This is a genomic window from Anaerobacillus alkalilacustris, assembly GCF_001866005.1.
GTDB classification, from domain to species: Bacteria; Bacillota; Bacilli; order Bacillales; family Anaerobacillaceae; genus Anaerobacillus; species Anaerobacillus alkalilacustris.
The window spans coordinates 256,578-269,052 of the sequence record NZ_MLQR01000029.1 but is presented as its reverse complement, the minus strand read 5'-3'; the positions used below and the strand labels follow the sequence as shown (position 1 = coordinate 269,052).

The following is a 12,475-nucleotide window of genomic DNA, read 5'->3' as shown; positions in this document are numbered from 1 at the left end:
ATAATGGTAAAATTGGTTAGAATAGAGAAGTGGATGTGATAGATATGATAGTAAGTATGACTGGATATGGTCAAGCATTTATTGAAAAAGAAAATTATCGAATTAACGTAGAAATGAAATCAGTAAATCATCGGTTTTCAGAGGTAACAATACGAATGCCACGCCAATTCCTTTTTTTGGAAGATCGATTAAAGAAGCAAGTAAATCAATTTGTTCAGCGAGGTAAAGTCGATGTGTTCCTAACAATTGAAGGGGATGGATTAGTTCAACGAACGCTGCAAGTTGATTGGAATTTGATAGCTGATTTTCATGAAGTTTTTGAAACAGCAGAAAAAAAATTAGGTTTCAAACAGGATTTTAATTTGGAAAAAATTATTATTCACCCTGATGTCGTAACAGTGATAGAAAAAGAAAATCAATCGGACACTCTTGTTGATGATATTATTACTACATGTGAGAAAGCAGTTTTGGAATTACTTAAAATGCGTCAAAAAGAAGGAGAAAGTCTTTGTAATGATTTGAAATCAAGACTTGAGAAACTTCATAACTTAACTGACGATGTTGCAACAAGTGCTCCTAAAGTAATTGAGACATATCACGAGAGGTTATTAAAAAGAGTAGATGAGTTTTTAACTGGTAAACTAGAAATTGAAGAGGCGCGGATTCTAACAGAAGTTGCGATTTATGCCGATAAAGCAAATGTTGATGAAGAACTAATTAGGTTGAAAAGCCATCTAGATCAGTTCTTATTCATTATTGAGCAAAATAAAGGAATTGCAGTAGGTAGGAAGTTAGATTTTCTTGTTCAAGAAATGAATCGGGAAGCAAATACAATAGGTTCAAAATCTAATGATATACATATTAACAAACAAGTGGTAGAGTTAAAGGCGGAGCTCGAAAAAATCAAAGAACAAGTCCAAAATATTGAATAATTACATAATTAATATTATTAGAAAGAAAAAGGTGTTAAAATGACCAAAGTTCTGGTTATAATATAAAGATGGGCAGGGGAAAACAATGAACATTAAACTTATAAATATTGGTTTTGGTAATATTGTTTCAGCAAATCGGATTATTTCAATTGTGAGTCCAGAATCAGCTCCAATTAAAAGAATTATTCAAGAAGCTAGGGAGCGAAACATGTTGATTGACGCTACATATGGAAGAAGAACGAGAGCTGTAATTATTGCTGATAGTGATCATGTTATTTTATCTGCTGTTCAACCGGAAACGGTAGCACAACGTTTATCTAATAAAGATGATTTATCAGAAGACTAAAGGAAATAATATCACCAATCCAATTCCGGCTAAAGTATAATTAGCTGGAGTTTTCTAGTACTATAAATACATACGTATTTGAGATAGTATAAGTAACTTGGCATATACAAAATTTATTATGCAAAGTTTAATCCTATGGATTGATTATGGAGGTAATAATGAAAAAGGAAAGAGGTTTATTAATCGTTCTTTCTGGACCATCTGGTGTAGGGAAAGGTACGGTATGTGCAGCACTTAGGAAACAAGATACAGATATTTTGTATTCAGTTTCTGCAACGACTCGCTCTCCAAGAGAAGGAGAAGTTAATGGGGTTAATTATTTTTTTAAAACGAAAGAACAATTTAAGGAAATGATAGAGAAGGATCAACTTCTTGAATGGGCGGAATATGTTGGTAATTTTTATGGAACACCTGTAGATTATGTTGAAAAAACCTTAAGTGAAGGAAAAGATATTATTCTTGAAATTGAGGTACAGGGTGCATTAAAAGTTAGAGAAAAATTTCCAGAAGGATTATTTATCTTCTTGATGCCACCTAGCTTGGCTGAGTTACGAAATCGAATTGTTAGCCGTGGAACTGAAACAGAAGATCTTATTAACAATCGTATGACAGTTGCTAAAGATGAAATAGAAATGATGAATAAGTATGATTATGTTGTTGAAAATGACGAAGTTCATCTAGCGGTTGACAGAATTAAAGCGATTGTAATTGCTGAACATTGTAGGAAAGACCGCTTAATAGAAAAATATAAACAATTAGTGGAGGCTGAGTAAATGTTATACCCTTCAATTGATAATTTATTAACAAAACTTGATTCGAAATATACGTTAGTGACTGTTTCGTCAAGACGTGCACGATACCTTCGTGAATCAAATGAAAGAGACTTAAAGGTTGATAAGCCTCAGTCACATAAACAGGTTGGTAAAGCACTTGAAGAAATTTCTGCAGGGCAACTTACGTTCAAACGTCGGGAAGAGTAGAAAATGCAAAAGGGGATGACTCAAAAAGTGTTTGCCCCCCTATGAACAATTATTTAGAGAATTTAACCTTACATCAAAGGTTTTTCACTAGTTTATAATGGGGGTGTGACTGATCTAGTATGAGTCACCCTCTTTTTTGTGTTTTTTTAAGAAAGTATAGTTAATGGATTTCATCATTCATTATTCTTGCCACTAAGATGCTAAACCTAGTTACGCTGAATCGTTCGTAACTAAATTTAGATTTATACGAGTCGGTATTGGTAAATATGAAATGCACTTAAATTTTTTTCTGTTTGGAAAGTTGTCGAGTGAACAAGGCGCTATCAGTTTTCTAATTTTCAAGACACTGGAGGAGTTTCATATGCTAAAGGGGAAAAAGGTTTTATTATGTTTGGCTGGCGGAGTCGCTGTTTATAAAGCATGTGCGCTTACGAGTAAATTAACACAAGCTGGTGCTAGTGTTAAAGTGGTTATGACAGAAGGTGCAACAAAATTTGTAACACCACTAACCTTCCAAGCGCTTTCAAGAGACAATGTATATGTTGATACCTTCGAAGAAAAAGATCCAACAAAAATAACCCATATAGATATTGCTGATTGGCCAGATGTTGTTGTTGTGGCACCAGCTACTGCCAATATTATTGGAAAAGCTGCCAATGGTATAGCGGATGATCTAGTTTCAACAATGTTACTCGCTACCTCTGCACCTATTTTTATCGCACCTGCTATGAATGTTCATATGTACGAGCATCCGGCAGTTATTGCTAATATCGATAAATTAAAATTATTTGGCTATCAAATATTAGAGCCAGGTGAAGGTTATTTAGCATGTGGATATATTGGAAAAGGGCGACTGATGGAACCGGACGATATCTTTAAACATCTTGAAGAGTTCTTTCAACCGTCATCATCCAAATTAAAAGGTAAAACAGTATTAGTTACAGCTGGACCTACTCAAGAAAAACTTGATCCAGTACGCTATTTTACGAACCACTCATCTGGAAAAATGGGTTATGCTATAGCTGAGCAAGCGATAAAAAGAGGGGCAAATGTTATATTAATTTCTGGTCCTACTAATATAAATCCGCCAATTGGTGCTCAACTTGAGAACGTAACATCAGCAAAAGATATGTTTGAAAAAGTAATCGAGTGTTTTGATTTTGCTGATGTCGTTATCAAAACAGCAGCTGTTGCTGATTATCGACCAAAGTTAGTACACGAACAAAAAATAAAAAAACGCCCGAATGATTGGTCTATTGAAATGGAAAGAACGACAGATATATTAAAAACGTTAGGTGAAAGAAAAGAAAAACAACTATTAGTCGGATTTGCTGCTGAAAGTGAACAACTAGAGGAATATGCCAAAGATAAATTAGAGAGAAAAAATTTAGATATGATTGTTACTAATAGTATTGTTCAACCGGGAGCTGGGTTTCAAGCTGATACAAATATTGTAACGATATTTAATAAGAATGGGACAAGACTTGATTTGCCACTGATGTCTAAGCATGAAGTCGCTAATTATTTGTTAAATGAAGTGGAAGAAATAATAAAGGATTCCGAAAAATGATTGTACAAGTCGTCGTTGATGTTCCGACTGGCGGTACCGATCGTCTTTTTGACTACAAAGTTCCTGTTCACTTACTCCCAATGATAGAAATTGGGATGAGAGTTATTGTTCCATTCGGACCGAGAAAAGTTCAAGGATTTGTAATTTCAACGTCCGAAGAAACGGAACTGGAAAATGTTAAGGAAGTTGAAGAAATACTAGATGTTACTCCTGTTTTAACTAATGAACTACTTCAGTTGGGAGAGTGGTTAACGAACAGTGCGATCTGTTTTAAAATAACTGCTTATCAAGCAATGCTCCCAGCTGCATTACGTGCTAAGTATAAAAAGGAAATAAAACTTGTTGATCAAAATAGAATACTTGAAATACCAGAAGAGCTACGTGTTTGGTTTGAACATCGAGACGTTGTTGATTGGGAAGAGTTTAAATTAAATCACATTAACTTAATGCCATTAATAAAAAGAGCAATTTCAATGGGAGTTTTAGAAGCTGTTTACGTTGTAAAGGATAAGGTTACTCATAAAAAAGTGAAGGTTGTTGAACCTCTTTGTCGCGAAGATCTCTCTATTCAGTTAATGCAACTAGGAAACCGAGCAGCAAAGCAAAAAGAAGTGATTGAATATTTTATTAAGTTTCCAACAGCCGTACCTATAACAGAACTTATCGAGCAAGCAGAAACTACACGAGGCACAATTAAAGCGTTAATTGAGAAAAACGTGTTAGTAGAAAAAGAAATAGAGGTCTCCCGTGATCCTTATGCTAATCGTTCATTTAAGAGAACAAATCCATTACCATTGACAAGAAATCAAAAAAAGGTGATTGAGCCAATTTATCATATGATAGAAAACAAAAAACATGAAACGTTTTTAATTCACGGGGTAACTGGTAGTGGGAAAACTGAAATTTATTTACAATCCATTTCTAAAGTAATAGGGCAGGAGAAAGAAGCGATTGTACTTGTTCCAGAAATTTCACTTACACCGCAAATGGTTCAACGTTTTAAAGAACGTTTTGGTTCTTTAGTTGCTGTTTTACATAGTGGTCTTTCCGTGGGAGAAAAGTATGACGAATGGCGCAAAATTCATAATGGTAGTGTTAAGGTTGTAGTTGGTGCTAGATCTGCAGTATTTGCTCCATTTAAAAATATCGGAATAATCATTATTGATGAAGAACATGAAGCGACGTATAAGCAAGAAGAGAACCCTCGCTATCATGCTAGGGATGTTGCGATACAGCGTGCTAGTTATTATAAGTGCCCATTAATTTTAGGAAGTGCCACACCTTCTTTAGAGACGTATGCTCGTGCAAAGAAAGGTGTATACAAGTTATTATCGATGCTAGAGCGTGTTAACGATGTTACATTACCAACAGTGGAAATAGTAGATATGAGAGAAGAGCTTAAAAGCGGTAATCGTTCCATGTTTTCAAAACAGCTTTTTGATAAACTGACTGATCGCCTTTCTCGAGGTGAACAGAGTGTATTATTTTTAAACCGTCGAGGGTATTCAACATTTGTAATGTGTCGAGACTGTGGATACGTAGCTGAATGCCCACATTGTGATATTTCATTAACTTATCATCAAACAAGCCGACTATTAAAATGTCATTACTGTGGTCATCAAGAGAATATGCCCAAAACATGTAGTAGTTGTAATAGTGAGCATATTCGTTTTTTTGGATCAGGAACTCAAAAGGTAGAGGAAGAAATTACGAAGGTTTTACCAGGAGCAAGGGTTATTAGAATGGATGTGGATACGACAAGAAAAAAAGGTGCACATGAAAAACTACTAACAGCATTTGACCAAGGGAAGGCTGATATATTACTGGGTACACAAATGATTGCTAAAGGATTAGATTTCCCAAATATTACGCTAGTTGGAGTGTTAGCTGCAGACTCAATGCTTCACCTTCCTGATTTTCGAGCTAGTGAACGAACGTTTCAGCTTTTAACTCAAGTAAGTGGTCGAGCTGGTCGACACAAACTTCCTGGAGAAGTAGTTATACAAACTTATACACCAGAGCATTACAGTATAGATTTAGTACGTCAGCATGACTATTTAGCCTTTTTTGAAAGAGAGATGAGTGTTAGAAAGCTACAAAATTATCCACCCTATTATTTTATTACAATTGTTCAAGTGTCACACCCTGAGATCATGAAGGTCATTGAAGTAACTGAAAAGATTGGATCCTTTCTAAGAAGGTCGTTATCTGATAAAGCTATTGTCTTAGGGCCTGTAGCTAGTCCAATTGCTAGGATAAAAGATAGATATCGCTATCAATGCATGATAAAATACAAAAATGAACCGACACTATTAGCTGTTTTAAAGGAAATAAATGAAAATTATAAACGAGAAATTCAACAAGGAGTTTTACAGGTTTCAATAGATATGAATCCTTATGTTCTGATGTAACTTACAATTAATTACTATAATAATAAAGAGGTGTTTATATGCGTGTAGTTTTTATGGGAACTCCTGACTTTTCAGTTCCTGTATTAAGACGTTTAATAGAAGATGAATACAACATAGTTGGAGTTGTGACACAACCAGATCGACCGAAAGGCAGAAAAAAAGAATTAACGCCACCACCAATAAAAGTTGAAGCAGTAAGACACGATTTAAAAATTGTTCAACCAGAGAATTTAAAGCGGTCAGAAGATTTACAGCAGGTGCTTGATTTAGAGCCCGACTTAATTGTCACAGCTGCCTTTGGGCAAATATTACCAAAAGCACTTCTTGATAAACCGAAGTTTGGCTGTATTAATGTCCACGCCTCCCTTTTGCCAGAATATCGTGGTGGTGCTCCAATTCACCAATCAATTATTGATGGAAAAAAGGAAACAGGGATTACAATTATGTATATGGTAGAAAAATTAGATGCTGGTGATATTCTTACCCAAGCAAAGGTTGAAATTTTAGAAGAAGATCATGTGGGTACATTACATAATAAATTAAGTGTGATAGGATCAGAGCTCTTGTCTCGGACAATCCCTGACCTAATAGAAGGTAGACTTAATCCTATTAGACAGGATGACGCTAAGGCAAGTTTCGCTCCTAATATTAGTCGAGATAAAGAAAAAATTAATTGGGAAAAAAGCGGAGTAGATATTTACAATCAGATCCGTGGTCTACATCCATGGCCTGTTGCCTACACTTTACTTTATAACCAACCTTTAAAGCTATGGTGGTCAATGAAAGTTCCTTCAAAAAAACAAGCTGATCCAGGAGTTATAGTAGCTATTGAAGAAGATGGTTTTGTTGTAAGTACCGGGGACGAAACTTATATTAAAGTAACAGAGCTACAGCCTTCTGGTAAAAAACGAATGAGTGCTGAGCAGTTCTTACGTGGTGCGGGAAGTAATTTAACTGTTGGAACTAAGTTAGGAGAATAATTAATGAAAAAAAAAGTTCGTGAAGTTGGCCTCGAAATCCTACTTCAAATTGAAAAAAATCAAGCATATTCTAACCTTCTCTTAAATCAATCTATTAAAAAAGAAAAATTAAACGAGAAGGACGTGGGTTTACTAACTGAGATCGTTTACGGTACAATTCAGCGAAAGAATACGTTAGATTTTTTCTTAAGTCAATTTGTTAAAGGCCGTTTACACAAATTAGATCAGTGGGTACTTGTTCTGTTACGTTTATCAATATACCAACTTGTTTACTTAGATCGTGTTCCTGAACGGGCTGTTGTCCATGAAGCAGTTGAAATAGCTAAGAAAAAAGGTCATAAAGGAATTTCGGCAATGGTTAATGGTACCTTAAGATCGTTTCTAAGAGAAGGTAAACCGACTTTTAATAACATAATAAATCCAATTGAAAAAATGGCTATAGAATTAAGTCATCCAGCATGGCTTATTGAAAGATGGGTTGAGCAATTCGGGACAGAAAAAACAAAAAATATTTGTGAAGTAAGTGTAGTTCCACCCTCAGTTTCGGCTCGTGTTAATAAGGTTAAGAATGCCGATATTGATGCTGTGATTCAACTTCTAGCTAATGAAGGTGTCCTTGCAGAACGAGGAGATTTATCAGAAGATGCCATAAAAGTTGTGAAAGGTTCACTTCCGAATACAAAGTTGTATAAAGAAGGCTTTTTAACTATTCAGGATGAGAGTTCAATGCTTGTAGCAAGAGCATTAGATCCAAAACCTGGCATGAAGGTACTAGACAGCTGTGCTGCCCCTGGTGGAAAAACAACACATATAGCAGAACGGATGAATAATGAAGGTGATGTATATGCGTTAGATCTTCATCAACATAAAGTGAAACTTATTGATGAACAAGCTAATAGACTCCACCTTACTTCCATAACTACAAAAGCAACCGATAGCAGAAATGCTGGACAAATATTTGAAAAAGAAAGTTTTGATTATATTTTAGTAGATGCTCCATGTACAGGGTTCGGTGTTATTAGAAGAAAACCTGATATAAAATGGCAAAAAAAAGTAGAAGATATAGAGAAAATAACAACTATTCAAAAAGCAATTTTAGATGCAGTTGCACCCCTTTTGAAAAAAGGGGGAAGATTAGTCTACAGTACTTGTACAATTGATACCGTTGAAAATGAAGAAGTAGTTAAGAGTTTTCTTGAAGGGCATCATGAATTTCATTTAGATAGAACATTAATGAATCGTTTACCTAAAAAAGCTCAAAGATTTTGTAAAGATGGGATGGTTCAATTATTGCCATCGGATTTTCAAACAGACGGCTTCTTCATCGCAAGTCTTATAAAAAATCAACCATAAAGGTGTGTCGAGCATGATTGAAACAGAAACAGAAAAGCCATCAATTTTTAGTTTGCAGTTTAGTACATTAGAAGCCTGGCTAAAGGATCATAAAGAGCCAAAGTTTCGAGCAGGCCAAATTTTTGATTGGCTTTATAAAAAAAGAGTTACATCTTTTGATGAAATGACAAATTTGTCGAAGGATTTACGCGAAAGTTTGTCGAATGATTTTAGATTAACAACTTTAAGAACACTGACAAAACAAGAATCAAAGGATGGAACCATTAAATTTTTATTTGAATTAAGTGACGGCTATTCTATCGAGACAGTTGTAATGCGCCATGAATACGGCAATAGTGTTTGTGTTACAACGCAAGTAGGATGTCGTATTGGTTGCACGTTTTGTGCTTCAACTCTAGGTGGATTAAAACGTAACTTAGAAGCTGGTGAAATTGTAGCTCAAGTCTTACAAGCGCAACGTTCTTTAGATGAAGTTGGTGAACGCGTTAGTTCTGTTGTTGTTATGGGTATTGGTGAACCTTTCGATAATTACGATCCATTAGTAAGTTTTTTAAAGACAATTAATGATGATAAGGGCTTAAATATCGGAGCAAGACATATTACCGTATCAACAAGTGGAATTATTCCCAAAATATACGATTTTGCTAATGAAAAGTTACAAATTAATTTTGCGATATCACTTCATGCACCAAATACAGAGATAAGAAGTAAATTAATGCCAATCAATAAAGCTTACTCACTAGATAAACTAATGGAAGCCGTTCACTATTATACAGAAAAGACTGGTCGAAGAGTTACATTTGAATATGGATTATTTGGTGGAGTGAATGATAAAGAGGAGCATGCCGAACAGCTAGCAGATTTAATAAAACGTTTAAAGTGTCATGTGAATTTAATACCCGTTAATGATGTTGTCGAAAGGAACTTTGTTCGTACTTCAAGAAATCAGATTTTTAAATTTGAAAAAATCTTAAAAAATCATGGGGTTAATGTTACGATCCGTAGAGAACAGGGACACGATATCGATGCTGCTTGTGGTCAGTTAAGAGCAAAGGAACGCAAAGAAGAAACGAGGGGATAAAAGAATGGATGTAGCGTTTAAATCAGATGTAGGACAAATTAGATCTCACAATGAGGACAATGGGGGCTTTAGTAAAAATAAGGATGGATTACTACTGGTTATTGTCGCTGATGGTATGGGTGGACATCAGGCTGGTGACGTAGCAAGTCTGATGACCATTGAAAAATTATTAGGAAAATGGCGTGAGACTAGTGAGTTAGAGACACCTACAAGTATTGAAAATTGGTTAGATGAAGCTATTTCCGATGTTAATGAACAAGTTTATAAACATTCAACTGAAAATCCCCAGTGTCAAGGAATGGGTACAACCCTTGTGGCTGTTGTCTGTTCTGATCAATTTATTACATATGCTCACATAGGGGATAGTCGGGCTTATTTAATGAATGGTGAAACTCTTACACAAAAAACGGAAGATCATTCATTAGTCAATGAACTTGTTCGTTCAGGACAAATTACTGAAGTTGAGGCAGAAAACCATCCTCGTCGTAATGTGCTTCTTAGGGCATTAGGTACCGAAAAAACTATAAAAATAGATATTGAGACCATTAATTGGGACAAGGGTAGTTACATCCTTTTGTGTTCTGATGGACTTTCAAATAAAGTGAAGGATGAAGAAATCTTTCAAGTAATCCAAAAAGATATGTCTCTTGATGCAAAGATTTCAGAATTAATCTCCTTAGCGAATCAACGGGGTGGCGAGGACAACATTACGATAGCAATTGCTTATCATGATAATGAAGTAACTCATGGTGATGTCCATGAAAGGTAGAAGAATCAATGACCGTTATCAGATTTTAGAAACAATTGGTGGCGGCGGAATGGCAAATGTGTACAAGGCACACGATGTTATTCTTAATAGAGTAGTGGCTGTAAAGGTTTTACGTCCACAATTTTCAGATGATGATGAATTTATTCGAAGGTTTAGAAGAGAAGCACAAGCAGCTACAAGTCTTTCACATCCGAATGTTGTGAATATTTACGACGTAGGTGAAGAAGATGACTTATATTATATTGTGATGGAATACGTAGAAGGTTTAACGTTGAAACAGCTTATTCAACAACGTGGCGCATTGCCAATCGAAGAAATAGTAGATATTATGCTCCAAATTTCTTCTGCCATTTCTCATGCGCATGCAAATCATATTGTACATCGTGACATTAAGCCACACAATATTTTAATTAGTGCAAAAGGTGAAGCAAAAGTTACTGACTTCGGAATCGCTAGAGCAATGACATCTGCTACCATCACCCATACTAATTCGGTGATGGGTTCAGTACACTATTTATCACCCGAACAAGCAAGAGGTGGTTTAGTAAATGAAAGATCGGATATTTATTCATTAGGAATCGTGCTATATGAAATGGTGACAGGGGAAGTTCCTTTTTCAGGTGATACAGCAGTTTCGATAGCTATTAAACATTTACAAACAGAAGTACCATCACCTAGAATAATAAATCCATCATTACCACAAAGTATCGAAAATATTATTTTAAAGGCTACTGCAAAGGACCCTTTCCATCGATATAGTCAAGTAAGAGAATTAGAAGAAGACATACAAACAGCATTGGATCCACATCGTTTCAATGAAGAGAAATTTGTTATACCAAAAGATGATGATGATGTAACTAAGGCTATCCCAATATTAAAAAACGAACATTTCCATGATCAGGATTTGGATCAAACAAAAATTGTTAAACAATCTGAAAGTAAAAAATCGGATACTAAAGTAGTAAAGAAAAAGAGGAAATGGATTCCTGTTTTATTGGTTACTTTATTATTGTTATTAGGTTCTGTAATTGCTGCCTTTACCATTATACCTAGCCTCCTTCACGTTGATGAGGTTACGATTCCAGAAGAGTTAGTAGGGATGGAATATGAGGAAGTATTTCGAGAACTGACTGCCCTTGGGTTAGTAGTTGAGCGAGAAAACATCCCTCATGATGAGATTAAAGAAGGTCGTGTTGTCCGACATGACCCAGTAGCAGGACGAGTAGTGAAAATAAATACTACTATCACTGTTTTTGTAAGCGAAGGTAAGGAAAAAATAGAAATGATTGATGTAACGAGACAAAATAAAGAAGTAGCTCGCCGAACTTTAATTGAATTAGGATTTAAGGACGAAAACATATTCGAAACAAAGGAAGCAACTTCAAATTTTAATGAAAATATTGTTATTTCTCATATTCCGCAATCGGGAGTTCTTATCGTGCCTGAAGAAGCAATTATTTACTTAACCTATAGTGTCGCACCAACGATAAGACTTGATAACTTACAAGGTTATAATCGTAATGAAGTGATTGAATATTTTAGAAAGCATGGACTTTCCGGTAATTTTGATGAAGCTTATTCAGACCGCTTTCCAGTAGGAGAGGTAATGGAACAAAACCCATTAAGAGGTGAACTAGTACAAAAAGGTGATGTTATTAAGGTTGTATTTTCGCGAGGTCCAGAACCGATTCCGGAACCTGAGCTACCACCAATATCTACATTTATAGAGTTTGAAGTTCCAATTTCAGAAGAAGATCAACTTGCTGGTCTTACTTATTTTGTAACGATTACGTACGATGATTCAACTACTTCAGGTCATGTAGTATATACAGATGAACAACCGATTAATGAGCTAACATCTTTTAGGATTCCTGTTACGATTAACCCAGAAGATGTAGCGGAAGTAAAGGTAGCTATTAATGGGGAAGAATATCAAACACACACGAAAACGTATGATGAAGCAGCTGCAAACTAGTTAATTTAAAATAATTTTCTGCGTTCCGTGAGAAATGTTAGGACTTCGTTCATACTATCAGAGAGTATAATTTTATTG

Annotated in this window: 11 protein-coding genes; all 11 read left to right on the top strand. The window is 35.3% G+C overall.

Going from position 1 to position 12,475, the window contains the following annotated elements:
* Nucleotides 1–44: 44 nt before the first annotated feature.
* Nucleotides 45–932: a YicC/YloC family endoribonuclease gene (locus BKP37_RS11980; protein ID WP_071309824.1), complete on the top strand. Its 888-nt coding sequence runs from the start codon at nt 45–47 to the stop codon at nt 930–932.
* Nucleotides 933–1,017: 85 nt separating this feature from the next.
* Nucleotides 1,018–1,278, top strand: coding sequence for an extracellular matrix/biofilm regulator RemA (remA, locus tag BKP37_RS11975; protein ID WP_071309823.1), 261 nt, complete (start codon nt 1,018–1,020; stop codon nt 1,276–1,278).
* A 158-nt stretch (nt 1,279–1,436) separates the two neighbouring features.
* Nucleotides 1,437–2,051, top strand: coding sequence for a guanylate kinase (gene gmk, locus BKP37_RS11970; RefSeq protein ID WP_071309822.1), 615 nt, complete (start codon nt 1,437–1,439; stop codon nt 2,049–2,051).
* Nucleotides 2,052–2,258: a DNA-directed RNA polymerase subunit omega gene (gene rpoZ, locus BKP37_RS11965; RefSeq protein WP_071309821.1), complete on the top strand. Its 207-nt coding sequence runs from the start codon at nt 2,052–2,054 to the stop codon at nt 2,256–2,258.
* Nucleotides 2,259–2,619: 361 nt separating this feature from the next.
* Nucleotides 2,620–3,828, top strand: coding sequence for a bifunctional phosphopantothenoylcysteine decarboxylase/phosphopantothenate--cysteine ligase CoaBC (coaBC, locus tag BKP37_RS11960; RefSeq protein WP_071309820.1), 1,209 nt, complete (start codon nt 2,620–2,622; stop codon nt 3,826–3,828).
* Entirely contained in the window at nt 3,825–6,239 is a 2,415-nt protein-coding gene (priA, locus tag BKP37_RS11955; RefSeq protein ID WP_071309819.1) for a primosomal protein N', read from the top strand. Before coaBC ends, priA begins: the two co-directional genes overlap by 4 nt.
* A gap of 38 nt (nt 6,240–6,277) precedes the next feature.
* Complete coding sequence (fmt, locus tag BKP37_RS11950) at nt 6,278–7,219, top strand: methionyl-tRNA formyltransferase (RefSeq protein WP_071309818.1); 942 nt, start codon at nt 6,278–6,280, stop codon at nt 7,217–7,219.
* Between the two features lie 3 nt (nt 7,220–7,222).
* Nucleotides 7,223–8,572 (top strand): 16S rRNA (cytosine(967)-C(5))-methyltransferase RsmB, encoded by a 1,350-nt coding sequence (gene rsmB, locus BKP37_RS11945; RefSeq protein ID WP_071309817.1) that lies wholly within the window; start codon nt 7,223–7,225, stop codon nt 8,570–8,572.
* Between the two features lie 13 nt (nt 8,573–8,585).
* Nucleotides 8,586–9,653 (top strand): dual-specificity RNA methyltransferase RlmN, encoded by a 1,068-nt coding sequence (rlmN, locus tag BKP37_RS11940; protein WP_071309816.1) that lies wholly within the window; start codon nt 8,586–8,588, stop codon nt 9,651–9,653.
* 4 nt (nt 9,654–9,657) lie between these two features.
* Complete coding sequence (locus BKP37_RS11935; RefSeq protein ID WP_071309815.1) at nt 9,658–10,422, top strand: Stp1/IreP family PP2C-type Ser/Thr phosphatase; 765 nt, start codon at nt 9,658–9,660, stop codon at nt 10,420–10,422.
* Nucleotides 10,412–12,397 (top strand): Stk1 family PASTA domain-containing Ser/Thr kinase, encoded by a 1,986-nt coding sequence (gene pknB, locus BKP37_RS11930; RefSeq protein ID WP_071309814.1) that lies wholly within the window; start codon nt 10,412–10,414, stop codon nt 12,395–12,397. Before BKP37_RS11935 ends, pknB begins: the two co-directional genes overlap by 11 nt.
* Nucleotides 12,398–12,475: the final 78 nt, after the last annotated feature.

Bases quoted from the DNA above. Each gene is read 5' to 3' on its own strand.
- BKP37_RS11980 (WP_071309824.1), top strand. From the start codon at position 45: ATGATAGTAAGTATGACTGGATATGGTCAAGCATTTATTGAAAAAGAA.
- remA (WP_071309823.1), top strand. From the start codon at position 1,018: ATGAACATTAAACTTATAAATATTGGTTTTGGTAATATTGTTTCAGCA.
- gmk (WP_071309822.1), top strand. From the start codon at position 1,437: ATGAAAAAGGAAAGAGGTTTATTAATCGTTCTTTCTGGACCATCTGGT.
- rpoZ (WP_071309821.1), top strand. From the start codon at position 2,052: ATGTTATACCCTTCAATTGATAATTTATTAACAAAACTTGATTCGAAA.
- coaBC (WP_071309820.1), top strand. From the start codon at position 2,620: ATGCTAAAGGGGAAAAAGGTTTTATTATGTTTGGCTGGCGGAGTCGCT.
- priA (WP_071309819.1), top strand. From the start codon at position 3,825: ATGATTGTACAAGTCGTCGTTGATGTTCCGACTGGCGGTACCGATCGT.
- fmt (WP_071309818.1), top strand. From the start codon at position 6,278: ATGCGTGTAGTTTTTATGGGAACTCCTGACTTTTCAGTTCCTGTATTA.
- rsmB (WP_071309817.1), top strand. From the start codon at position 7,223: ATGAAAAAAAAAGTTCGTGAAGTTGGCCTCGAAATCCTACTTCAAATT.
- rlmN (WP_071309816.1), top strand. From the start codon at position 8,586: ATGATTGAAACAGAAACAGAAAAGCCATCAATTTTTAGTTTGCAGTTT.
- BKP37_RS11935 (WP_071309815.1), top strand. From the start codon at position 9,658: ATGGATGTAGCGTTTAAATCAGATGTAGGACAAATTAGATCTCACAAT.
- pknB (WP_071309814.1), top strand. From the start codon at position 10,412: ATGAAAGGTAGAAGAATCAATGACCGTTATCAGATTTTAGAAACAATT.